Genomic DNA, 23,367 nt, shown 5'->3' with positions numbered 1-23,367 from the left:
TTCGCCGTGGTGACCGACACGTCAACTCTCCGTCCGGCCCGTGACCAGGGAAAGGGCCGTTCGCCCTTGAGCTAGGTCACAGGGGGGTCGGCGTCCCGCCGTGGCCGCGCCGGGCGGCCGGGCACGGGAGTGGACAGGATCGGGCCGATGTCCCGCGCGGTGGGGCGACGAGACGGGGTGACAAACGTCGATGGGCGCGGTCGCCCTGCGTGACGTCCCGTTCACCGGAAGTCGGCCATTATGCCGCAGCCCATCTCGTGAGGCACGCCATACCCCCGGCACCCGTCGCCAGGTGGCGCCCCCTAGCATCGGCCCATGACACCCGGAGAGGGGAGTCCGTTGGTGACTGCTGAGCATGCGCACGCGGAGGGGGACGAGGCCGGTCCGGCGGCGTCCCTTGGCGTGCTCGACGAGATCCTGGCCGGCGTGCGTGAGGACGTCGCCCGGCGACAGGAGCAGGTTCCGCTGGAGCGGATCCGCGAACTGGCCGCCGCCGCGCCGCCGCCGCTGGACGCGTACGCGGCCCTGCGCAAGCCGGGCGTCGCGGTGATCGCCGAGGTGAAGCGTTCCTCGCCGTCCAAGGGGCGGCTGGCGGAGATCGCCGACCCGGCCGACCTGGCCGGCGACTACGCCGCCGGTGGCGCGCGGGCGATCAGCGTGCTCACCGAGGGGCGCTGGTTCGGCGGCTCGCTCGACGACCTGGCCGCCGTCCGCGCCGCCGTCAACATCCCGGTGCTGCGCAAGGACTTCGTGGTCTCCAGCTACCAGGTGCACGAGGCCCGGGCGCACGGCGCCGACCTGGTGCTGCTGATCGTCGCCGCCCTGGAGCAGAACGCCCTCGTCGGCCTGCTGGAGCGGATCGAGTCGCTCGGCATGACCGCGCTCGTCGAGGTGCACGACGAGGAGGAGGCCGACCGGGCGCTGGAGGCCGGCGCCCAGGTCATCGGGGTCAACGCCCGCAACCTGCGTACCCTTGAGGTCGACCGCTCGGTGTTCGAGCGGATCGCGCCCGGCCTGCCCAGCAGCGTCGTCAAGATCGCCGAGTCGGGGGTGCGTGGTCCGCACGACCTCATCCGGTACGCCTCGGCGGGCGCCGACGCGGTCCTGGTCGGCGAGGGCCTGGTCACCCAGAAGAGCCCCCGCGAGGCGGTGGCCGAGCTGGTCAACGCCGGCAACCACCCGGCAACGCCCCGCCCGGTGCGCTGATCCCGCGCCGGTTCGTCAGCACCGAGAGGACGATCCCATGAGCGCCGAAGCGCTGGCCGCCCCGGCCGGTCCGCAGCCCGACTCCGCCGGTCACTTCGGCCGGTTCGGCGGCCGGTTCGTACCGGAGGCGCTGGTCGCGGCGCTCGACGAGCTGGACGCCGCGCACCGCACGGCGATGGCCGACGAGTCGTTCCGGGCGGAGTTCGGGGCCCTGCTGCGCGACTACGCCGGCACGCCCTCGCTGCTCTACGCGGCCCAGCGGTTCTCCGCCAAGGCCGGCGCGCGGGTGCTGCTCAAGCGGGAGGACCTCAACCACACCGGGGCGCACAAGGTGCGCAACGTGCTCGGCCAGGCGCTGCTGACCAAGCGGATGGGCAAGACCCGGGTGATCGCGGAGACCGGCGCCGGCCAGCACGGTGTGGCCACGGCCACCGCCGCCGCCCTGTTCGACCTCGACTGCGTGGTCTACATGGGTCAGGTCGACACCGAGCGGCAGGCGCTCAACGTGGCGCGGATGCGCATGCTCGGCGCCACCGTCGTCCCGGTCGCCAACGGCTCGCGCACCCTCAAGGACGCGATGAACGAGGCGATGCGGGACTGGGTCGCCAACGTCGACGACACCCACTACCTGATCGGCACCGCCGCCGGGCCGCACCCGTTCCCGGCGATGGTCCGCGACTTCGTCCGCGGCATCGGCGACGAGGCGCGCCAGCAGTGCCTCGACCTGACCGGCGCGCTGCCGGACGCGGTCACCGCCTGCGTCGGCGGCGGCTCCAACGCGCTGGGCATCTTCCACGCCTTCGTCGGCGACCCCGACGTGCGGCTCTACGGCTTCGAGGCCGGCGGCGACGGGGTGGAGACCGGGCGGCACGCGGCCAGCATCACCGGCGGCTCCGCCGGCGTGCTGCACGGCACCCGCACGTACGTCCTCCAGGACGCCGACGGCCAGACCTGCGAGTCGCACTCGATCTCCGCCGGGCTGGACTACCCCGGCGTCGGGCCGGAGCACGCCTGGCTGCACGACACCGGCCGGGCCAGTTACGTGCCCGTCACCGACGACGAGGCGATGGCCGCGTTCGAGCTGCTCTGCCGGACGGAGGGCATCATCCCGGCGATCGAGAGCGCGCACGCGCTCGCCGGCACCCTCAAGATCGCCCCGAAGCTCGCCGCCGAGCTGGGTCGGGAGCCCACCGTCGTGGTCAACCTCTCCGGCCGGGGCGACAAGGACGTCCACACGGCCGGCAACTACTTCGGCATCCTCGACAAGGAGCAGTGAGAACGTGAGCCGGATCGGGGTGGCGTTCGACAAGGCGCGCGCCGACGGGCGGGCGGTGCTGGTCGGCTGCATGCCGGCCGGGTTCCCGACCGTCGAGGGCAGCATCGCCGCGATGACCGCGATGGTCGAGGCCGGCGTCGACGTGATCGAGGTGGAGATCCCGTACTCCGACCCGGTGATGGACGGTCCGGTGATCCAGAAGGCCAGCGACATCGCCCTCGCCGGCGGCGTACGCACCGCTGACACGCTGCGCATCATCGAGGCGGTCGCGGCCACCGGGGCGCCCGTGGTCACCATGACCTACTGGAACCCGGTCGAGCGCTACGGCGTGGACGCCTTCGCCCGGGACCTCGCCTCGGCCGGGGGCACCGGCCTGGTCACCCCGGACCTGATCCCCGAGGAGGCCGGCGAGTGGCTCGCCGCCTCGGACGCGTACGGGCTGGACCGCACCTTCCTGGTGTCGCCCTCCTCGACCGACGCGCGGCTGGCGATGACCGCGGCGCACTGCCGGGGCTTCGTCTACGCCACCGCGATCATGGGCGTCACCGGCGCCCGGGCGAAGACCTCCGACGCGGCGCCGGTCCTGGTCTCCCGGGTGCGGGAGGTCACCGACCTGCCGGTCGGCGTCGGGCTGGGCGTCGGCACGGGCGCACAGGCCGCCACGGTCGCCGGGTACGCCGACGGCGTCATCGTCGGCAGCGCCCTGATCCGCTGCCTGCTCGACGCCCCGGACGAGGCGTCCGGCCTGGCCGCCCTCCGCGCGCTCAGCGCCGAACTCGCCCAAGGCGTCCGCACCCCCACCCCCTGAGGCGGGAGCGTGGGGACGTAGGGGCGCGCGGGGAGTTAGTGGCGGGTCGCCGTGGGTGGATTGGCCCGCTGGCCCGGCGGGTGTCCGGCCGGGGGTGCGACCGCGCCCGGAGTGGTGTCCCTCTCAGCCGCGGTGTCCCGTGCGAGGCTGCCCGGTGCGGGGGTGGGCGGCGTGGTGGTGGTGTGCAGGACGCCGGAGCGGCCCGCCAGCGCGTCGGCGAGCGCGGCCCGGGTGGTCGGCGTGAGCGCCTCCGGCAGAGCCGTGGGGTCGTGCCAGGACGCCCGGCACCCGCCCATCGGCTCGCCGGTCGGCCCCGGCCCCCGGACGCGCGCCCGGAAGACGTGCACCAGGACGTCGGGCAGCGGCCCGGCGCGACCGGCCGACGACGCGACCCGGCCCGTTGACGAGGCCGGGGCGGCGGGGCTCGTCGGCGGCGGGGCGGACGCGTCGGCCAGGTGGTAGAGGCCGACCAGGTCCACGACCTCGACCTCCCAGCCCGTCTCGGCCCGGATGTCGCGCATCGCGGCGTGCACCGGGCTCTCTGCCGGCCGCAGCCGGCCGCCCGGGAGTCCGTGGCGTCGCTCGCCCCGGCCCTGGCGGCAGAGCAGCACCCGGCCGGCGTCGTCGGTGACGACCGCCGCGACCGCCCAGGTGAGCGCGCCCATGGACAAAGAGCCTACGGGGGCGCAAACCAGAAGTCACCGGGATCGGGCGACGGTGGACCGGGGTGCCGCCGGAGGGGCGCACGGCGGTAGCGTGTGCATCCGTGACTCTCGCCTCGCTGACCCCCCAGGCGGCCCTGCCCAGCCCCAGCACCGCCGTGTGGCAGCTCGGACCGCTGCCGCTCCGGGCGTACGCGCTGTGCATCATCGTCGGCATCGTGGTGGCCTGCTGGGTCACCGAACGGCGACTCCGCCAGCGCGGCGTCGCCCCCGGCGCGGTGCTCGACATCGCGGTCTGGGCGGTGCCGGCCGGCATCATCGGCGCCCGCATCTACCACGTGATCACCTCGCCGGAGAAGTACTTCGGCACCGGCGGCGACCCGCTGAAGGCGTTCGCCATCTGGGAGGGCGGTCTCGGCATCTGGGGCGCGGTGGCCGGTGGCGCGGTCGGCGCCTGGATCGCCGCCCGGCAGCTCGGCATCCCGTTCGCGGTGGTCGCCGACGCGCTGGCCCCCGGCCTGCCGCTGGCCCAGGCGGTCGGCCGGCTCGGCAACTGGTTCAACAACGAGCTCTACGGCGGCCGGACCACCCTGCCGTGGGGGCTGGAGATCCACCGGATGGACCCGGACAACCCGGGCCACGCGCTGCGGGACGACGCCGGCCGGCCGATCCTCGAGCCGGGGCTCTACCACCCGACGTTCGCGTACGAGCTGCTGTGGAACCTCGGCGTCGCCGCGCTGGTCTTCGTCCTCGACCGCAAGCTGCGCCTCGGCCGGGGGCGGGCGTTCGCCCTCTACGTGATGGGCTACACCGCCGGGCGGTTCTGGATCGAGCTGATGCGCACCGACGAGGCGAACACCATCCTCGGCGTACGCCTGAACGTCTGGACCGCCGGCCTGGTGTTCCTCGGCGCCCTGGTCTACTTCGTGCGGGTGCGCGGGCCCCGCGAGTACCTCGTTCCGGTCGGCGCCGCCGCGACGCCGCCCGTGCCGGCCGACTCCGACGTCTCGCAGGTCGACCTCTCCGCCGCCGAGGCGGGGGCGAAGCCGGCCGCGCCGGAGGGCTACCGGGTGGTCGGCGAGGAGCAGTACCGCCGCTGGCGGGAGACCGGCGAGTTGCCCGCCACGACCGGCGAGGAGACGGCGACCGACACGGACGCCGCGGGCGCCGGCGACGGGTCCGCCGAGCCGGACGGCGACGAGGAGAGCTCGGAGGACCGGGCGGGGGCTGCCGGCTCCCGGCCCGCCGACCGCGACAGCTGAGGGGGAGCACCACATGCGTAGCGCGGTGGTGGTGGGCGCCGGCATCGGCGGCCTCGCGGTCGCCGGCGCGCTGGCCCGCTCCGGGTGGCGGGTCACCCTGCTGGAGCGCGCCGACCGGGTCCGCCCCGAGCCGACCGCCGTGGTGCTCTGGCCCAACGGCGTACGCGCGCTGCGCGCCCTCGGTCTCGGCGCGGGCCTGGAGGCGATCGCCACGCCGCTGCCCGACGGCGGGGTGCGCCGCCCGGACGGCCACTGGCTGGTGCAGCCCCGGCCGACCCCCGCCGACCGGATGCCGGTGGTGGTGCACCGGGAGGACCTGCACGACGCGCTGATCGCCGGGCTGGGCGACGAGGTCGAGCTGCGCACCGGGGTGACGGTGCGGAGGGTCCGCGCCGAGCCCGGCCAACGCCCGTCGGTCGGCGACGGCCGGCACACCGTCGAGGCGGATCTGGTGGTCGCCGCGGACGGCACCGACAGCGAGATCCGCCGGCAGCTCGCCCCGGAGTCCGGGGTGGTCAGCTCGGGCTGCGCCGCGTGGCGGGCGGTGATCCCCTGGTACCGCGCGCCGAAGCTGCCCGCCGACCGGCCCGTCGGCGGCGAGGTGCTCGGCGCCGGGTACCGGTTCGTGTCCGCCTCGCTGGGCGAGCGCGGATCCTCCGGCGCCTCCAGCCGGGGCGGCATCTACTGGGTGGCCACGGCCGCCGGGGCGCCGCGCCCGGAGCCGCCGGAGACCCAGCTGGCCCTGCTGCGCCGCTGGTACGCGGGCTGGCCCGCGCCGATCGTCGAGCTGCTCGACGCCACCGACCCGGCGGACCTGGTGCAGCAGGAGATCCGCGAGCTGCGACCGCTGCCCAGGTCGTACGGTTTCCCGGCCGGCCCGGGCGGGGTGGTGCTGCTCGGCGACGCCGCGCACGCCATGCCGCCGCACCTCGGCCAGGGCGCCTGCCTCGCCTTCGAGGACGCGGCGACCCTCGCCTCGCTGCTGCGCGAGTCCCGACTGCCCGACGCCGTGGTCGCGTACGACCGGGCGCGCCGTCCCCGCGCGGCGACGGTGGTCCGGCAGACCCGCCGGATGTCGGCGGTGCTGAAGGCCCGGGGCCCGCTGGCGCTGCGCGCCCGCGACGCCGCCCTCGGCACGATCACGCCCCGCCTGCTCTCGACTGCCGCCACCACGGCCGCCCAGTGGCGCCCCCCGACCTGACCCGCCCACCCCGCCGCGCCAGGGCGGGCGTCAGGGGGTGACGGGGGCGGGCTCGGCGATGCAGGCGGTGCCGACGCGGCGGAAGCCGACGCGGAGGTAGACCCGGGCGATGTCCTCGCTGCCGGCGGAGAGGAAGACCAGGTCGGTGCCGGCGGCGAGCAGCGCGCGGGCCAGCGCGGCCGTGACGGCCGCGCCCAGGCCGCGGCGGCGGGCGGCCGGCAGGGTGGCGATCCCGGCGATCTCGGCCACGTCGCCGACCCGCATCGCCATCCCGCTGGCCAGCGCGCCGTCGGCGGGCGTGCCGGCCAGCGCCGACAGTCGCCGACCGTCGGCGATCCGGGCCCGCTCCTCGTCCAGCGCCGCCTCGTCCAACCCGGCCACGGCGGCGTCCCGCTGCGCCGGGCCGGCCTCGCCGCGGTCGGTGCCGGGCGCGCCGAACCCGACGGCGGCGACCGCTCGTTGCGCGGCCACGTCCGCCGCGAAGCCGGGGTCCGCCGGGTCGAGCAGCCGCACCGGCACGTCGGTGAGGGCGCCGTGGTCGGGCAGGGCGCCCGGGTCGAGCACCATCAGCGGAGCCTCCAGCACGGACAGGCCCGCCGAGCGGGCCACCGCGAGCAGGTCCGGGGTCGTCTCGTGCACCCACTCGAGGGCCTCGGGCAGGCCGAGTTCGCGCTGCCGTTCGCGCACCGCCGCGACGTCGGCCAGCGACGGCGGCTCGGTGGCGTCGAGCCTGGGCCGCGCGTAGAACGGCCAGCCGGCCCCGTTCCGGACGAACAACACGAGTGCGCCGTGCTCCTCCGTGCGGGCGACGTCCCGGGGCACCGCGTCGTAGAAGCGTTCCAACCGGTCGAACAGGTCCTTCGGCAGGCGATCCACCGGGCGAGACTACACGTCCCAGAGTCTGGAAGGTGTGATCAATCTGCACTGGCCTTGCGCGTTGGACCCTAACGTAGACTCAATAGACCCCTGAGGGCCGACGTCGTCCCGATCCAGATCCATCCTGAGTGACGACAGGAGGCCCGGTGGCCTTTCCGTACCCTCACCGCAGCCCCCAGCAGGCCCCGCACCTCGGCCCGGGAGCGCCCGCGGCCGGGCTCTACGACCCCGCCCAGGAGCACGACGCCTGCGGTGTGGCCTTCGTGGCGGACCTGCACGGACGGCGCTCGCACGCGGTCGTGGTCAACGGCCTCGACGCGCTCTGCCGACTGGACCACCGGGGAGCCCGTGGCGCGGAACCGAACACCGGCGACGGCGCGGGCATCATGATCCAGGTGCCGGACGCGTTCCTGCGCGCGGTGGTCGACTTCCCGCTGCCACCCGCCGGAGAGTACGCCACCGGCCTGGTGTTCCTCCCCGACGACGACGCCGCCGAGGCGCGCGCCCGCCGCGTGGTGGAGAAGTACGCGCTGGTCGAGGGGGCAGACCTGCTCGGCTGGCGGGACGTGCCGGTCGACCCGAGCGGCCTCGGCGAGACCGCCCTCGCGGCGATGCCCCGGGTCCGGCAGCTGTTCCTCGCCGCGCACCGGCTCACCGACTCGCCCGCCGGGCCGGCCGGGTCGCCGCTGGGCGGCATCGAGCTGGAGCGGGTGGCGTTCTGCGTCCGCAAGCAGGCCGAGCGGGAGAGCGCCGAGCGGGGCGTGGCGGCGTACTTTCCGTCGCTGTCGGCGCGGACCATGGTCTGGAAGGGCATGCTCACCCCCGACCAGCTCCCCGCGTTCTACCCCGAGCTGACCGACGAGCGGGTGGAGAGCGCGATCGCGCTGGTGCACTCCCGGTTCTCCACCAACACGTTCCCGTCCTGGCCGCTGGCGCACCCGTACCGGCTCATCGCGCACAACGGCGAGATCAACACCATCCGGGGCAACCGGAACTGGATGCAGGCCCGCGAAGCACTCCTGCGCAGCCCGAATCTTCCCGGCAACATCCGCCGGGTCTTCCCGGTCTGCACCCCCGCCGCCTCCGACTCGGCGAACTTCGACGAGGTCCTCGAACTGCTGCACCTGGCCGGGCGGAGCCTGCCGCACGCGGTGCTGATGATGATCCCCGAGGCGTGGGAGAACGACCCGGACATGGCCCCCGACAAGCGGGCCTTCTACCGCTTCCACGCGAGCCTCATGGAGCCGTGGGACGGGCCGGCCTCGGTCGCCTTCACCGACGGCGAGATCGTCGGCGCCGTGCTCGACCGCAACGGGCTGCGCCCGGGTCGCTGGTGGCGGACGGACGACGGCCTGGTGGTGCTCGGCAGCGAGGCCGGCGTGCTCGACCTCGACCCCGCCCGGGTGGTCGCCAAGGGCCGCCTCCAGCCGGGGAAGATGTTCCTGGTCGACACCGTCGCCGGGCGGATCGTGCACGACGACGAGATCAAGGCGGAGCTGGCCGCCGCGCAGCCGTACGCCGAGTGGCTGCACGCCGGCCTGATCGAGCTGACCGACCTGCCCCCGCGCGAGCACATCGTCTACACCCACGACTCGGTGCGCCGTCGGCAGCAGACCTTCGGCTACACGGAGGAGGAGCTGAAGATCCTGCTCGCGCCGATGGCGCGGACGGGCGCCGAGCCGCTCGGCTCGATGGGCACCGACACCCCGATCGCCCCGCTGTCCACCCGGCCGCGGCTGCTCTACGACTACTTCCACCAGCTCTTCGCGCAGGTCACCAACCCGCCGCTGGACGCCATCCGCGAGGAGCTGGTGACCAGCCTGGCGTCGACGATCGGGCCGGAGGGCAACCTGCTCGACCCGGGCCCGGCGAGCTGCCGGCAGATCGTGCTGCCGTACCCGGTGATCGACAACGACGAGCTGGCCAAGATCCTCTCCATCGACGAGGACGGCGACCTGCCGGGCTTCAAGGCCGTCCGGGTCTCCGGGCTCTACCGCGTCCGGGAGGGCGGCGCCGGGATCAGGGCCCGGCTGACCGAGATCTGCCGGCACGTCTCCGAGGCGATCGAGGACGGCGTACGGATCCTGGTGCTGTCGGACCGGGACTCCAACGCCGACCTCGCCCCGATCCCGTCGCTGCTGCTCACCGCCGCCGTGCACCAGCACCTGGTCCGCGAGCAGACCCGTACCCAGGTGGCGCTGGTCGTCGAGTCCGGCGACTGCCGCGAGGTGCACCACGCGGCCGTGCTGATCGGCTACGGCGCGGCGGCGGTCAACCCGTACCTGGCCTTCGAGTCGGTGGAGGACATGATCTCCACCGGCGCGCTCGTCGGCGTCGAGCCGGTGAAGGCGGTCCGCAACTACGTCAAGGGCCTCGGCAAGGGCGTCCTGAAGATCATGTCCAAGATGGGCATCTCGACGGTGTCGTCGTACTGCGGGGCGCAGGTCTTCGAGGCCGTCGGGCTGGACTCCCGGCTGGTCGAGCGCTACTTCCGCGGCACCCCGAGCAAGATCGGCGGGATCGGGCTGGACGGCATCCACGCCGAGGTGGCCGCCCGGCACGCCGTGGCCTGGCCGGAGCCGGGCGCCGAGTCCTCCGGGCGGCTGGCGGTGGGCGGCGAGTACCAGTGGCGCCGCGAGGGTGAGCTGCACCTGTTCAACCCGGAGACGGTCTTCCTGCTCCAGCACGCCACCCGCAGCCGCCAGTACGACGTCTTCCGCCAGTACACGGCGAAGGTCGACGAGCTGGCCGCGAAGGCCGGCTCCCTGCGCGGGCTGTTCACCCTGCGTACGGGAGTGCGGCCGGCGGTGCCGATCGAGGAGGTCGAGCCGGCCACCGAGATCGTCAAGCGGTTCGCCACCGGCGCCATGTCGTACGGGTCGATCTCGGCGGAGGCGCACGAGACCCTCGCCATCGCCATGAACCGCCTCGGCGGCAAGTCCAACACCGGCGAGGGCGGCGAGGACGTCGAGCGGCTGCACGATCCGGCCCGCCGCTCCGCCGTGAAGCAGATCGCCAGCGGCCGGTTCGGGGTGACCAGCGAATACCTGGTCAACGCCGACGACCTCCAGATCAAGATGGCCCAGGGCGCCAAGCCCGGCGAGGGCGGGCAGCTACCCGGCAACAAGGTCTGGCCGTGGATCGCCCGCACCCGGCACGCCACGCCGGGCGTCGGCCTGATCTCCCCGCCGCCGCACCACGACATCTACTCCATCGAGGACCTCGCCCAGCTCGTCCACGACCTCAAGTGCGTCAACCCGTCCGCGCGGGTGCACGTCAAGCTCGTCAGCGAGGTCGGCGTCGGCACCGTGGCGGCGGGCGTGGCGAAGCTCAAGGCCGACGTCATCCTGATCTCCGGCCACGACGGCGGCACCGGCGCGTCCCCGCTGAACTCGCTCAAGCACGCCGGCACCCCGTGGGAGCTGGGGCTGGCCGAGGCACAGCAGACGCTGCTGCTCAACAAGCTGCGCGACCGGGTCACCGTGCAGGTCGACGGCCAGCTCAAGACCGGCCGGGACGTGCTGGTCGCGGCGCTGCTCGGCGCCGAGGAGTTCGGCTTCGCCACCGCCCCGCTGATCGTCGAGGGCTGCGTGATGATGCGGGTGTGCCACCTGGACACCTGCCCGGTCGGCATCGCCACCCAGAACCCGGTGCTGCGGGAACGTTTCACCGGCAGGCCGGAGTTCGTGGAGAACTTCTTCCTCTTCCTCGCCGAGGAGGTCCGCGGCTACCTGGCCGAGCTGGGCTTCCGCTCGATCGAGGAGGCCATCGGGCACGCCGAGCTGCTCGACGTCGCCCCGGCGATCGCGCACTGGAAGGCCGGCGGGCTCGACCTGACGCCCGTGCTGCACCTGCCGGAGCTGCCGGCCAGCGCCGCCCGCCGGGGCGTCCGCGCCCAGGACCACGGCCTGGACCTGGCGCTGGACAACGAGCTGATCGCCCTCGCCGGGCCGGCGCTGCGCGACGGCACGCCCGTACGGGTCGAGGTGGCGGTGCGCAACGAGCACCGCAGCGTCGGCGCGATGCTGGGTGGCGAGGTGACCCGCCGCTTCGGCGGGGCCGGCCTGCCCGCCGACACGGTCGAGTTCACGCTGCGCGGCACCGCCGGGCAGTCGTTCGGCGCGTTCCTGCCGCGCGGGGTCACCCTGCGGCTGCACGGCGACGCCAACGACTACGTGGGCAAGGGCCTCTCCGGTGGCCGGCTCGTCGTGCGGCCGGATGCCGCCGCCCCCTTCGTCGACGCCGACGCCGCACCCGGGGAGCGGGCCGAGGACCAGACCATCGCCGGCAACACCATCCTCTACGGCGCCACGGCGGGCGAACTCTTCCTGCGCGGGCGGGTGGGGGAGCGGTTCGCGGTGCGCAACTCCGGCGCGGTGGCCGTCGTCGAGGGTGTCGGCGACCACGGCTGCGAGTACATGACCGGCGGGACCGTGGTGGTGCTGGGGCCGACCGGCCGCAACTTCGCCGCCGGCATGTCCGGCGGGACCGCGTTCGTGTACCGGCTGGACCGCCGCCGGGTCAACGCGGAGCTGGTCGACCTGGCCCCGCTGTCCGACCAGGAGCAGGCCGTGCTGCACGAGCTGGTGCAGCGGCACTTCGCCGAGACCGACTCGGCGGTCGCCGAGGAGCTGCTGAAGCGCTGGCCGGAGGCGGTGGCGGAGTTCACCGCGGTGGTGCCCCGGGACTACCGCCGGGTGCTGGAGATCATGCGGGCCGCCGAAGCCGCCGGCCGCGACGTCGACGACGCGGTGATGAGCGCGCTCTCCGCGCCCGCCGCGAAGTCCATGCCGACCGCGCCCGCCCCGCGGGCGGCGGTCCAGGAGGTGGCTCGTGCCTGACCCGAACGGTTTCCTGCGCTACGACCGGCGGCTGCCGGCGCGCCGCCCGGTGCCGGTGCGGATCAGCGACTGGCGGGAGGTCTACCCGCCCGCCGGCGAGGAGCTGATCCGCGAGCAGGCCACCCGCTGCATGGACTGCGGCATCCCGTTCTGCCACGACGGCTGCCCGCTGGGCAACCGCATCCCCGACTGGAACGACCTGGTCCGTACGGGCGGCTGGGACGCGGCGGTGGAGTCGCTGCACGCCACCAACAACTTCCCGGAGTTCACCGGCCGGCTCTGCCCGGCGCCCTGCGAGGCGGCCTGCGTGCTCGGCATCGGCGGCGGCCAGCCGGTCACCATCAAGCAGGTCGAGGTGGAGATCGCCGACGCGGCCGTCGCGCGGGGCGGCCGGCTGCCGCGCCTGGTGCCCGCGCCGACCGGCCGGTCGGTCGCCGTGGTCGGCTCCGGGCCCGCCGGCCTCGCCGCCGCGCAGCAGCTCGCCCGCGCCGGTCACGCCGTGACGGTGTACGAGCGCGACGACGCGATCGGCGGCCTGCTCCGCTACGGCATCCCCGACTTCAAGCTGGAGAAGGCCCACATCGACCGGCGGCTGGCCCAGCTCGCCGCCGAGGGCGTGCGCTTCCGCACCGGGGTGAACGTCGGCGTCGACGTCACCGCCGAGCAGGTGCGCGCCGAGCACGACGCGGTGCTGCTCGCCTGCGGCGCGTTGCAGGGCCGGGACACCCCGGAGACCCCGGGCCGGCACCTGCGCGGCGTGCACCAGGCGATGGAGCACCTCGTCGCGGCCAACCGGGTGGTCGCCGCGGCGGCCGGCGGCCGGCCCGACACCGCCGTGCTGCCCGACGGCACGCCCATCGACGCGGCCGGGAAGCACGTGGTGATCATCGGTGGCGGCGACACGGCGGCGGACTGTCTCGGCGTGGCGCACCGGCAGGGCACGGCCGGCGTACACCAGCTCGACCTCTACCCGCGACCGCCGCAGGCCCGCGACGAGGCCCGGGACCCGTGGCCGACCTGGCCGTGGCTCCTGCGCAGCTACCCGGCGCACGAGGAGGGCGGCGAGCGGGTCTTCGCCGTCGCGGTGCAGGAGTTCGTCGACGACGGCACCGGGCAGGTGCGGGCGGTGCGGATCGCCGAGGTGAGCGTGGAGAAGCGGGACGGGCGGCGGATCGTCACCCCGCTGCCCGGCTCGGAGCGGGAGCTGCCGGCCGACCTGGTGCTGCTGGCCATCGGTTTCGAGGGCACCGAGGCGCAGCCGCTGCTCGACCAGTTCGGGGTCGTCCGCAACGCGCGCGGGGCGGTCGACGCCCGGCCGGACTGGCAGACCGACACCGACGGCGTCTTCGTCGCCGGTGACATGCACCGGGGCGCCTCGCTGATCGTCTGGGCGATCGCCGAGGGGCGGGCGGCGGCCGCCGCGATCCACGCGTACCTCGGCGGGGTCGGAACGCTCCCGGCCCCGGTGGACCCGGCCCGGCAGCCGCTCGCGGCCCGCTGACCACCCGCTCGGGCCCGACGTGGCCCCGGCCTGCGCCCGCAGGCCGGGGCCACGTCGCGTGAGCCGCCTCACGAAAGGCGGCAAATCGGTTTAATTGCCGCCAGACTTGGCGGCTGCCGCGCACCGCCACCCGGGTTCGGCACCGTCATGTCGCCGTCCCACGGGGGAATCAGTCGTGTTCGCCGCGCTGCGCCACCGGAACTACCGGATCTGGGCCGCCGCCGGGTTCGTGTCCGTCGTCGGGACCTGGATGCAGGTCCTGGGCGTGAACTGGTACGTGCTCGCCGAGACCGGCTCGGCGACGTCGATGGGCTTCACCGTCCTGCTCCAGGCCCTTCCCACGCTGCTGCTCAGCGTCTGGGGCGGAGCGCTGGCCGACCGGCTGCGCGCGAAGCCGCTGCTGATCGTCGCCCAGGCGCTCCACGCGGCCCTGGCGGCCGGGCTGGCGCTGGTCGCCGTCACCGGCGTGGGCGGCCTCCCGGCGATCTACGCGATCTCGCTGGTGACCGGAGCGGTCTCGGCCATCGAGGGCCCGGTGATGGGCCGCTGGTGCTCGACCCTGGTGGACCGGGAGAGCCTCGGCAACGCCCTGGCGCTCGGCTCGCTGACCAACTCCGCCGGCCGCATCCTCGGCATGAGCGCCGGCGCCGTCCTGGTCGCCGCCGTCGGCCCCGCGCTGCTCTTCGCGGTCAACGCCGCCAGCTTCGTCGCGGTGGTGGTGGCCCTGTTCGCCGTACGCGAGCGGGAGCTGCACGCGGGGGAGCCGGCGCCGGCCGACGCGGAGCCGGCGGACCGCGGCATCGTCGCCGGCTTCCGCTATCTGCTGCGCCAGCCGGTGGTGCTCGTCGCGCTCGCCCTGTCGTTCGTGCTCGGCAGCCTCGGCCGCAACTACCAGGTGACCATGGCGGCCATGAGCGACGGACCGCTGGGCGGCGGTGCCTCCGGCTACGGGTTCCTCTCCACCGTCTTCGCGATCGGCACGGTGCTCGGCGCCCTCGTCGCGGCCCGGCGGCGTGAGCTGGGCTACGGGATCCTGCTCGCCGCCGGCCTGCTGGCCAGCGTGCTGCAGATCGTCGCCGGCGTGGCCCCGGGCACCCTGAGCTTCGCGGCGGTGATCCTGCCGGTCGCCGCCGCGGCCGTGGTCATCGACACCACCGTCGGCGCCCGCGCCCAGCTCGACACCGACTACGCGATGCGGGGGCGGGTGCTGGCCGCGCTGGCGGTCACCGGCTCCGTCTCCGCCGCGGTCGGCGCGCCGCTGCTCGGCTGGCTCTCCGAACACGCGGGCCCCCGGCAGACCCTCGTGCTGGCCGGGACGGTGACGGCGATCGCCACCGTGGTGGCGGGGATCGGGCTCGACCGACTGCGCGGGCGCCCGCTGCGCCGGCGGGTCGCCCTGGCGCTGGCCGTGCCGGCGGTACGGCGTCCGGTGCGTCGGGTCGCCTCGACGGCGGCCCGCGTCGTCCGACCGGCGTCGAGCGCGGTGCGGTCCGTCCGGTCCGTCCGGTCCGTCCGGGCCGTCGCACGGATCGTCCGACCGGCGGGAAGCGACGTCCCGGCCGGCCGCCCCGTGCTGCCCCGGCCGGCCACCGGTCGACCCCGGGCGGGCCGGGAGGCGCACGAATGCGCCGCCTGTACGCCGCGCCGTGCCCGCCGCCGCTCCCGCCTGACCGGCGCGGCACCCCCGGTCGGCCAGCCGGCCGAGTGCCCCCGCTCCGGCTGACCCCACCGCCCCACCAGCTCCCGGTGTACGGAAGGACCGACGCGCCCGCCTCGCCACTGTCCGGGTGTCGCCTGTGTCCGTTAGGGTCCTTGAGGACCAGGCGGGGCGACGGCGACGGGAGCAGAGGGTGGGCAGGCTCGCGTCGGCGTACGGGCAGGCGGTCGCGGCGCACCGCGCCGCCCGGTCCCACCTCGACACCGCCCGTCGGGCGCTCGCCGGGCACGCCACCCCGGCCGTCCCGAACGGCGCGGGCGCGCTCGTCGCCCGGCTCGCCGAACTCGGCGGCGCGCTCGCCACCCCGACCCCCGGGGCCACCCCGGTCGCCGTCGCGCCCGTCCCGGTGCGCGTCGGCGAGGCGTCCACTCCCGACGGCGCCTTCCCCGTCCTCGTGCCGCTGGGCGGCGGCCACCACCTCGCGGTCGACGCGGACGCCCGCGACCCCCGGGTGGCCGGCCTGCTGCGGGCGCTCGTGCTGCGGCTGCTCGCCACGGCGCCGCCCGGCGGAGTCCGGGTCGCCGGGATCGACACCGCCGCGCTGGGCGCCACCTTCGGGCCGCTGCGCCCGCTGGTCGACGCCGGTGTGCTCGACCCGCCCGCCACCGGCGAGGCCGAGGTGGCCGCCCTGCTCGACGCCGCCGAGCGGCATGCCCGCGCCGCCCGGCACGCCGACCGTCCCGACCAGGAGCTGCTGCTGGTCGTCGCCGCGTCGACGCCGCCGCCCCGCGAGGCGGCCCGGCTCGCCGCGCTCACCCACGCCGGGCCGGCCGCCGCCGTCTGCGTCCTGGTCGCCGGCCAGCCGTCCGCCGCGTCCGCCGACCCGCCGCCGCAGCTCGGCGCCACCACCACGGTCCGGCTGACCGAGCGGTACGCCCACGTCGGCGATCCGCCCGGCGCCCCGTTCAGCGTGGACGGCACCGGCCTGGCGGCCCCCGTGCTGCTCGACGGCGACCCGCCGGCCGCGTCGGTGGCGGCCCTCGCCGCCCATCTCGGCGCCGCCGCCCGGCGCGGCGACGCGGTGGGCTTCGCCGAGCTGCTGCCCGAGCGGCGGTGGGCCGAGTCGGCGGGCAACGGGCTGCGCACCGTGGTCGGCCGTGCCGGCCGGGACCGGGTCACCGTCGCCTTCGACGACGCCACCCCGCACTGGCTCGTCGGCGGGCGCACCGGCGCCGGCAAGACGGTCTTCCTGCTCGACGTCCTCTACGGGCTCGCCGCCCGCTACCCGCCCGCCGAGCTGCAGCTCTACCTACTCGACTTCAAGGAGGGGGTGAGCTTCACCGAGTTCGTCCCCACCCCCCGCGACCCGTCCTGGCTGCCGCACGCCCGGGCCGTCGGCATCGAGTCCGACCGGGAGTACGGCGTCGCCGTCCTGCGGGAGCTGCGCCGCGAGCTGTCGCGGCGGGCCGCCGCGCTCAAGCGGCACGGCGTCACCAAGCTCGCCGACCTGCCCCGCGACACGCCGATGCCCCGGATCGTGGCGGTGGTCGACGAGTTCCACGTGCTGCTCGCCGGCAACGACGCGCTGGCCCGCGAGTCGGTCGACCTGCTCGAGGAGCTGGCCCGCAAGGGCCGCTCGTACGGCGTGCACCTGGTCCTGGCGAGCCAGAGCATGACCGGCGTCGAGGCGCTCTACGGGCGGGCCGAGGCGATCTTCGGTCAGTTCGCGCTCCGGGTGGCGCTGCCCGGCGGCGGCGGGGTGCTCGACCCGCTGAACGAGGCCGCCCACACCCTGCCCGTCGGTTCGGCCGTGCTCAACACCGCCGCCGGGGCGGTCGGCGCCGACGCCGTCGTCCGCTTCCCCGACGCCCACGCCGCCGCAGCCGAGCTGGCCGCGCTGCGGCACGAGCTGTGGCAGGCGCGGCCGGCGGGCGCGCGCCCCCCGTCGGTGTTCAGGGGCTACGAGACCGCGCGCGTCGAGGACGACCCCACCTTCGCCGGGCTGCGCCCGGGCGGGCGTCGCCCGCTCGCCCTGGTCGGGCGGACGGTCGACGTGGACGGCACCTCCGCGCTGTTCATGCTGGACGCCACCCCGGGCCGGCACCTGGCCGTGGTGGGCACCTCGGCCACCGGCGCGGAGGTGCTGCGGGCGGCCACCCTGAGCCTCGCCCGCCAGCACGCCCCGGGCGACGCCCGGTTCCTCCTCGCCCCGCTGGTCACCGCCGCCGAGCCCGCCGCCGACGACACCGCCGCCACGCTGATCGCCGCCGGTCACGCCGTCGACCGCCTCGACACCGCCGGCCTGCGCCGGCACGTCGCCACCCTCGCCGCCGGGCTGTCGGCCGCCACCACGCCGCCCGGCCCGACCACCCCGGCCCGGCCGGAGGGCAGTGCCGCGCCGGACACCGGCCGCACCTACCTCGTCGTGTTCGGGATGGACGCCGCCAGCGCGGCGCTCGCCGCCACCGACCCGGAGACGTTCCGCTCCGGCCACGACGACCTGGGGGCGCTGCTGCGCCAGGGCCCCGCGCGGGGCGTGCACCTGCTCGGCTGGTGGCGCGGGCTGCGCCGGCTCGCCGACGACCTCGGCGGCGCGCACAACCGCGACGACGTCGCCTGCCTGGTGGCGCTGAACGTGCCCGGCACCGACCTCGGGCTGCACCTCGGGGTGCACGACCTCGCGTACGCACCCCGGCCCGACCGGGCGCTGCTGGTCGACCGGCACGACCAGCGCACCCGGCTCATCGTGCCGTTCGCCCGCGACGGGCACGTCCCGGACGGGGAGGACTGAGGCGGTGTCCGACTACTCCGAGTACGCGGCGCTGGCCCGCCAGCTCGCCGAGCGGCGTCGGGCCGGTGAGCGCGGCGCCGCCGCCGAGGCCGAGCGCCGGCGCAACCTGCACGCCGCCGCGGACTACCTCCAGCACCGGCTGACCGCCCAGGGGCAGCGCCTCGACCAGCTCGGCCAGGCCATCGGCGTCCCGGCCCCCGGCGTGCCCACCGGCCCCGCGCCCGCGCCGGCGACCGCACCCGCGGGCCCCGTCACCGGGCCGGCCGCCGTGCCCGGCGCCGGGTCGGTCGGTGACGGCGGTCCGGGCGGCGCGCCGACCGGCGGCGCCGGACCGGGGGCGGGGGAGCCCGCCGGCGCAGCCGGCGCCCCGGGGCGGCCGGGGGTCGGGGCGTATCCCCAGGTCGGGGTGGGGGAGACGAAGCTCGCGCTGCCGCCGGGGGCGGGCGGGGTGCCGGGCCCGCGCCCGGCGGAGACAGACCCGACCACCGAGCTGGAGCTGGCCCGGCGCTACGCCGACGAGTCCGACCGGCACGGGCAACAGGCCGAGCTGCTCGCGCAACGCCCCGCGCTGCTGCCGACCTGGTCGCCGGTGGCCCGGGCGCTCGCCGTCTACGCCGGCTGCGCGGCCGTGGCGGCGGTGCTGATGGTGGTGATGGTGCTCGCCTCCGGCGTCGGCCTGGTCGACGGGTTCACCCTCGGCGCCTGGATCTGCGCCGGCCTGCCCGCGCTGTCGTTCTTCGCCGGCTACCTGGTGCTCGGCCGCTGGGGCCGGCCGGCCATGGTCGCCGGCACCCCGCCCCGCTACGTGCACCTCGGCTTCCTGATCTGCTTCGTCGCCGTGCCGGTCGCCTACGTGGCCTATCTGCTGCTGTTCCGCCTCCTCCGCTGACCGGCCGCCTCCTCCGCTGACCGGCCGTCGCCGGGGCGCCCGGCCGCCGGGACCGGTGGAGCACGATGGACGTCATCGGCGCCCGGAGACGGCCGTGGTGTTCCACCGGTGGTTCCGCTACGGCGCGACGTCGGTCGGCACCGGCTCGACCACGACGACGGGGATCTCCCGGTCGGTCCCCTGCTGGTAGCGGGCGTAGGTCGGGAAGACGCCGGTCATCACCTGCCACAACCGGGGCCGCTCCTCGGCGGTGGCGGTCCGCGTCCGGCCCCGGAACCGGTCGGCCCCGACCTGCACCTGCACCTCGGGGTCGGCGCACAGGTTGAGGTACCAGGCCGGGTGCCGCGCCGCACCGCCGTTCGACGCCACCAGCAGGTACCGGTCGCCGTCCCGGCCGTAGATGAGCGCCGTCCGCCGCAGCTTGCCCGTCCGGCGCCCCCGGGTGGTGATCAGCAGGGCGTCGTACCCGTGGTACCTGCCGCCGTCGGCGCCGTCGGTGGCCAGGTAACGCTCCACGTGGCTGGCCACCCAGCCGACCGGACTGTCCTCAATGGTCTCCGCCATCGGTGCAGCCTAGCCGCCTCAGCGGTAGTCGTCGGCGCGTCGGACGGTGCCGAAGCGCGGGAAGATCCGCTCGACGGTGAACTCGTGTTCGTCGGCGGCGAAGCCGGACATCGCGTCGGCCACGAACTCCAGCTCGTAGCCGTGGTCGCTGGCCGCGCGGGCGGTCGACTCGACGCCCATCGTGGTCACCAGCCCGGCCAGCACCACGGTGTCGACCCCGCGCCGGCGCAGCTTCCCGTGCAGGTCGGTGCCGTGGAACGCGCCGACGGTGCGCTTGACGACCACGACGTCGCCCGGCTCGACCAGCCCCTCGGCGAAGTCGCTGCCCGGCGGCTGCTCGGCCACCCCAGGCCGCTCGACCCGGACCTGGACCACCGGCCGGCCCTGGGCGCGGAACGCGGCGGCGAGCCGGCGGCAGCGGTCGAGGACGTCCTCGCCCCGGTGCGGGGCCAGCTCCAGCGCGATGATCCGGGGCATCAGGTCGATGAGCACGAGGGCGGTCGTCACGCTGATGATCGTAAAGGGCGGGCGGTGCGGATCAGGGGTCGGTGAGCAGCAGCCAGTCGTCGTCGAGCCGCGCGACGTTCGTGCCCTCGGGCCAGACGTGCGGGCCGGCCGCCGCCGCCCGCGCCTGGTCGACCAGGGGAGGCCGGGCGAACGTCGCCCCGTCGAAGGTCGCCGCGTCGTGGAAGCGGGCCCGGCCGAAGTTCGCGGCGCCCTCGAAGCGGGCCCGCTCGAACCATGCCTGGCCGCCGAACTCGGTCCAGCGGAACAGGGCCAGGTCGGCGAAGCGGACCTGCCGGAATCCGGCGTAGCCCCCTAACGTGGCGTGGTCCATCGAGAGCCCGCTGAGGAAGACCGCCTCGCGGAACGTCGCGCTTCTGGTGAAGCGGGTCCCGTCGAAGCTCGCCGTCCGTCCGACCGTGGTGCCCCGGAAGTACGCCCACGCGACGGTGGCGTGCCGGCACGACAGGCCGCCGATCTCGGCGCGGTCGAAGCTGAGGCGGCCGGCGATCCGGGCGTCGTCCAGGACGATCTCGGCGTCGCCGCGCAGGTCGTCGCAGCGCAGGTCCGCGAAGGTGGCGCCGAGGGACAGCCGGCCGCGCACGGTCGCGCCGGCGAGGCTGGTGGTGCCGGCGCAGACCGCGCCGGTGAGGTCCGCGTCGACCAGGGTGCAGCCGGCGGCGTCGAAGCCGTCGAGGTGGGCGCCGGTCAGGTCCAGCGTGACGCCGGGCCAGAACGCGTCGTCGTCGGCGCGCAGGTGCCGGGTCAACACCCGCTGCGCGGTGCGGCGCACCTCCGCCTCGCCCGCGTCGTCGTCGCCCGCCGGCATCCGCAGGTACGCGCAGAGCACCGCCACGATCGTCGGCCGCTGCGCCGGATTGTCCTGCCCGAGCCGTTCCAGGGCGTGCAGTCCGCCGAGGCGTACGGCTGCCTTGTCGTTGCCGAGCAGCTCGACGGCGCGGGTGTAGAGCTCGGTCAGCCGGCGCTCGGCGGCGTCGTGTTCGGCGGCCTCGGCCTGCCGGTCCTGGTGCCGCTGCCCGGCCTCGGCGACCGCCTCCACGTGGGCCTGCGCCCGGTCCCGGTGCGCCTGCTCCTGCGCGGCAACGGCCTCCTGGTGCCGCTGGGCGCGTTCGCTGATCCACTGGCGGCGGGCGGCCAGCAGCAGTGCAAGGCCGCCGCCGGTGCCGGCCACCACGGTCAGCCCGGTGCGGATGGCGTCGATGCGCAGGGTGGCGCGGGTGTCCGGCTGGGCGGCCCGGCCGGCCTCGTCGAGCAGCCAGTCCAGGACCAGCCAGCCCAGCAGCCCGGCGGCCAGCAGCCCGACGAGCACGAGCCACCAGGGCATCACCCGCAGCGGCTTCTCGCCGGTCGGTGTCTGAGGCACGGGCCACAGCATGCCACCGGCGTCGGGCTCGCGCGCGCACCGTCCCGCGTGGACGGCAGGCCGCCGGGTCGCCCTGCTCTCGCGTGCCCGCGAAACGCGCCAGCCGTAAGGGCCGACCCGACCCCGCGTCGACCGTGCGCGAATTGCCGGTTTGCGCTCCCGGCGCGACAAGGGTTACCGGCCTGTAACGTAGTTATTGACGACCGTGAATCTAGACCCTCATCATCGTCCCACGATCGATCGGACCCCCGCCCGCCGTCCCGGGTTCCCGGGTACCTCCCGCCGGAGGTGCAGCCATGCTGCTCCGAAAGATCCTCGCCGTCGCCGCCACCGCCGCCCTGCTGCTCGTCCCGGCCACCGCCGCGACGGCCGCCCCCGACCGTCCCGCCGCCGGCACCCCGGCCGCCGCCAACAGGCCGGCGACGGTGACGGCGACGACCACCGCCGCGGGCATCGCCGCCGATCCCGTCATCGTCGTCGGCGGCCTGATCGGCCTCTCCATCGCGTACGAGCCGATCGCCGCCCGGCTGCGCGCCGACGGCTTCCGGGTCTTCGTCTACCAGTTGCCCGGCCTCGGCTTCGGCGACATCCGCGACTCCGCCCGTGCCTTCGCCGCGTACGTCGAGCAGGTCCGGTCCGTCACCGGGGCGTCCCGGGTGGACGTCGTCGGCCACTCCGAGGGCGGACTGGTTTCCCGCTGGTACGTGAAGTTCCTCGGCGGCGAGTCGGCCGTCGGCCGCTACGTCAGCCTCGGCAGCCCCCAGCAGGGCACGTACGTCGCGAACATCCTGCGGGTCGTCGGCCTCGGCAGCTGCGCCGGAGTCGTCGCCTGTCAGCAGATGTCGATCGGCTCCGATTTCCTCGCCGACCTCAACGGCGGCGACGACACCCCCGGCGCGGTCCGCTGGACCACGGTCCGGACGTGGCAGGACGAGCTGGTCCGGCCGGTCGACAACGCCTCGCTCGCCGACGGCGCGACCAACGTGCTGATCCAGGCGGCGTGCCCGCTACGGGTCGTCGGGCACCTCGGGCTCGTGCTCGACGGCACCACGTACACCGTGGTCCGGCAGGCGCTGCGCGACACCCCGATCCGCCCGGACTGCCTGGCCCTGTGACGTCCTCCCGCCATGAATGGCGGGGATTCCGGCCTGCTGCACCCCGCGGGGTGTGAGCTTCCGTGGGCCACCGCCTCACCGCGCTGTGCCGGCACAGGTGCCGGTCTTACCCGCGCTTCACGGTCGTTGAGGTCCGCCCGTCCGGCGGCCCTGATGTTCCGGGCGGCGTTGACGTCCCGGTCGTGGACACTGCCGCACGGGCAGGTCCACCGGGCCGGGGCGCGGACGGAGTTGACCGGAGCGCCCGCGCGGGCCGCCCGCGCGTGCGACGCTGGGCCCGTGCCGGTCGGCGTCGACCACGGGTCGCCGCGCAACGCGACGCGGGAGGGAGCGCCCATGACGGGAGTGCCGCAGGTCGACTTCGCGCTCGACACGTACGAGTGCATCGTGCTGTATCCCGGCGCGGCCGGGCGGGCGCTGCCGGCGGAGACGGTGCAGCGGTTGCAGGCCGAGCACCTCGCGCACATGCAGGCCCTCCAGCGGCGGAGGATCATCCTGGTCGCCGGCTCGGTGGACGGCCAGGCCCGCCAGCCGGACCCGCCGATCGGCTTCGGTCTGGCCCGGACCGGGTCCGTAGACGACGTGCGCAGCGTGATGGAGGCCGACCCGGCGGTGCAGGCCGGGCTCTACCGGGTGGACGTGATGACCTTCCTCTGCCCGGCGGGCTCGCTGGAGTTCCCACTGGTCAAGACGCAGACCTGAGCGGTTCCGCCGGATGCCCGGCGCACCGTGCGCGCGGCGCGGGCCGCCGACCCGGCGTGCACCGCCGGCCTCCCGCAGCGGTCCGCCCCCGGCGCGCGAGCGACCCGGTCGGGCACCCGCGGCCGGGG

The 23,367-nt window shown here is 75.7% G+C and carries 17 protein-coding genes and 1 pseudogene; 12 read left to right on the top strand and 6 right to left on the bottom strand.

The window, feature by feature from the left end; genetic code table 11:
* Positions 1-402: 402 nt before the first annotated feature.
* From trpC to trpA, 3 genes are read left to right on the top strand one after another with little or no spacing between them, the layout of a single operon-like run.
* On the top strand, positions 403-1,206 hold the full coding sequence (gene trpC, locus ABT006_RS22595) for an indole-3-glycerol phosphate synthase TrpC (RefSeq protein ID WP_350681602.1): 804 nt from the start codon (positions 403-405) through the stop codon (positions 1,204-1,206).
* Positions 1,207-1,243: 37 nt separating this feature from the next.
* The gene (gene trpB, locus ABT006_RS22590) at positions 1,244-2,482 is read left to right on the top strand and encodes a tryptophan synthase subunit beta (RefSeq protein WP_350709285.1); all 1,239 of its coding nucleotides are present in this window, start codon (positions 1,244-1,246) and stop codon (positions 2,480-2,482) included.
* 4 nt (positions 2,483-2,486) lie between these two features.
* The gene (gene trpA / locus ABT006_RS22585) at positions 2,487-3,290 is read left to right on the top strand and encodes a tryptophan synthase subunit alpha (protein WP_350709283.1); all 804 of its coding nucleotides are present in this window, start codon (positions 2,487-2,489) and stop codon (positions 3,288-3,290) included.
* Positions 3,291-3,325: 35 nt separating this feature from the next.
* On the opposite strand, the gene ABT006_RS22580 is transcribed toward trpA, so the two are convergent.
* Positions 3,326-3,955: an NUDIX hydrolase gene (locus ABT006_RS22580; protein ID WP_350709282.1), complete on the bottom strand. Its 630-nt coding sequence runs from the start codon at positions 3,953-3,955 to the stop codon at positions 3,326-3,328.
* Positions 3,956-4,056: 101 nt separating this feature from the next.
* On the opposite strand from ABT006_RS22580, the gene lgt reads away from it, so the two are divergent.
* Together lgt and ABT006_RS22570 are read left to right on the top strand one after the other, a co-directional pair.
* On the top strand, positions 4,057-5,214 hold the full coding sequence (gene lgt, locus ABT006_RS22575) for a prolipoprotein diacylglyceryl transferase (RefSeq protein WP_350709280.1): 1,158 nt from the start codon (positions 4,057-4,059) through the stop codon (positions 5,212-5,214).
* 13 nt (positions 5,215-5,227) lie between these two features.
* Positions 5,228-6,415 (top strand): FAD-dependent oxidoreductase, encoded by a 1,188-nt coding sequence (locus ABT006_RS22570; RefSeq protein WP_350709278.1) that lies wholly within the window; start codon positions 5,228-5,230, stop codon positions 6,413-6,415.
* 30 nt (positions 6,416-6,445) lie between these two features.
* Here ABT006_RS22570 and ABT006_RS22565 read toward each other — a convergent pair whose 3' ends face one another.
* The gene (locus ABT006_RS22565) at positions 6,446-7,282 is read right to left on the bottom strand and encodes a GNAT family N-acetyltransferase (RefSeq protein WP_350709386.1); all 837 of its coding nucleotides are present in this window, start codon (positions 7,280-7,282) and stop codon (positions 6,446-6,448) included.
* Positions 7,283-7,437: 155 nt separating this feature from the next.
* Here ABT006_RS22565 and gltB point away from each other — a divergent pair, with 155 nt between their 5' ends.
* The 5 genes from gltB to ABT006_RS22540 all read left to right on the top strand — a co-directional run bounded on the left by gltB (position 7,438) and on the right by ABT006_RS22540 (position 18,970).
* Complete coding sequence (gene gltB / locus ABT006_RS22560) at positions 7,438-12,132, top strand: glutamate synthase large subunit (RefSeq protein WP_350709276.1); 4,695 nt, start codon at positions 7,438-7,440, stop codon at positions 12,130-12,132.
* Positions 12,125-13,633 carry a glutamate synthase subunit beta gene (locus ABT006_RS22555; RefSeq protein WP_350709274.1) on the top strand — a complete coding sequence of 503 codons (1,509 nt, stop codon included), beginning with the start codon at positions 12,125-12,127 and terminating at the stop codon, positions 13,631-13,633. Before gltB ends, ABT006_RS22555 begins: the two co-directional genes overlap by 8 nt.
* A gap of 175 nt (positions 13,634-13,808) precedes the next feature.
* Complete coding sequence (locus ABT006_RS22550; protein ID WP_350709272.1) at positions 13,809-15,356, top strand: MFS transporter; 1,548 nt, start codon at positions 13,809-13,811, stop codon at positions 15,354-15,356.
* A 127-nt stretch (positions 15,357-15,483) separates the two neighbouring features.
* Positions 15,484-18,081 (top strand): FtsK/SpoIIIE domain-containing protein, encoded by a 2,598-nt coding sequence (locus tag ABT006_RS22545; protein WP_350709270.1) that lies wholly within the window; start codon positions 15,484-15,486, stop codon positions 18,079-18,081.
* A gap of 4 nt (positions 18,082-18,085) precedes the next feature.
* Positions 18,086-18,970, top strand: coding sequence for a hypothetical protein (locus ABT006_RS22540; RefSeq protein WP_350709268.1), 885 nt, complete (start codon positions 18,086-18,088; stop codon positions 18,968-18,970).
* Between the two features lie 117 nt (positions 18,971-19,087).
* Here the strand turns inward: ABT006_RS22540 and ABT006_RS22535 are convergent, their stop codons facing one another.
* From ABT006_RS22535 to ABT006_RS22525, 3 genes are read right to left on the bottom strand one after another with little or no spacing between them, the layout of a single operon-like run.
* Complete coding sequence (locus tag ABT006_RS22535) at positions 19,088-19,534, bottom strand: nitroreductase family deazaflavin-dependent oxidoreductase (protein WP_350709266.1); 447 nt, start codon at positions 19,532-19,534, stop codon at positions 19,088-19,090.
* Between the two features lie 18 nt (positions 19,535-19,552).
* Positions 19,553-20,041 (bottom strand): isochorismatase family protein, encoded by a 489-nt coding sequence (locus ABT006_RS22530; RefSeq protein ID WP_350709264.1) that lies wholly within the window; start codon positions 20,039-20,041, stop codon positions 19,553-19,555.
* 31 nt (positions 20,042-20,072) lie between these two features.
* Positions 20,073-21,422: a pentapeptide repeat-containing protein gene (locus ABT006_RS22525; RefSeq protein WP_350709262.1), complete on the bottom strand. Its 1,350-nt coding sequence runs from the start codon at positions 21,420-21,422 to the stop codon at positions 20,073-20,075.
* Positions 21,423-21,718: 296 nt separating this feature from the next.
* Between ABT006_RS22525 and ABT006_RS22520 the strand changes: the two genes are divergently transcribed.
* Entirely contained in the window at positions 21,719-22,537 is an 819-nt protein-coding gene (locus ABT006_RS22520) for a lipase family alpha/beta hydrolase (RefSeq protein WP_350709260.1), read from the top strand.
* A 155-nt stretch (positions 22,538-22,692) separates the two neighbouring features.
* Here ABT006_RS22520 and ABT006_RS22515 read toward each other — a convergent pair.
* Positions 22,693-22,875, bottom strand: a pseudogene (locus tag ABT006_RS22515) (zinc ribbon domain-containing protein); the annotation flags it as partial.
* Between ABT006_RS22515 and ABT006_RS22510 the strand changes: the two are divergent.
* Entirely contained in the window at positions 22,874-23,239 is a 366-nt protein-coding gene (locus tag ABT006_RS22510; RefSeq protein WP_350709259.1) for a YciI family protein, read from the top strand. The pseudogene ABT006_RS22515 and the gene ABT006_RS22510 sit on opposite strands and share 2 nt — an antisense overlap.
* Positions 23,240-23,367 lie beyond the last annotated feature (128 nt).

Source organism: Micromonospora sp. NPDC002717, assembly GCF_040295705.1.
GTDB lineage: Bacteria > Actinomycetota > Actinomycetes > Mycobacteriales > Micromonosporaceae > Micromonospora.
Note: the sequence above shows the minus strand (reverse complement) of the source record. Positions and strands in the feature narration are given on the sequence as shown.

What these genes read in the sequence shown, in the direction of transcription:
- ABT006_RS22570 (WP_350709278.1), top strand. Translation starts at nt 5,228, where the DNA reads ATGCGTAGCGCGGTGGTGGTGGGCGCCGGCATCGGCGGCCTCGCGGTC.
- trpB (WP_350709285.1), top strand. Translation starts at nt 1,244, where the DNA reads ATGAGCGCCGAAGCGCTGGCCGCCCCGGCCGGTCCGCAGCCCGACTCC.
- ABT006_RS22535 (WP_350709266.1), bottom strand. Translation starts at nt 19,534, where the DNA reads ATGGCGGAGACCATTGAGGACAGTCCGGTCGGCTGGGTGGCCAGCCAC.
- ABT006_RS22520 (WP_350709260.1), top strand. Translation starts at nt 21,719, where the DNA reads ATGCTGCTCCGAAAGATCCTCGCCGTCGCCGCCACCGCCGCCCTGCTG.
- ABT006_RS22580 (WP_350709282.1), bottom strand. Translation starts at nt 3,955, where the DNA reads ATGGGCGCGCTCACCTGGGCGGTCGCGGCGGTCGTCACCGACGACGCC.
- ABT006_RS22510 (WP_350709259.1), top strand. Translation starts at nt 22,874, where the DNA reads ATGACGGGAGTGCCGCAGGTCGACTTCGCGCTCGACACGTACGAGTGC.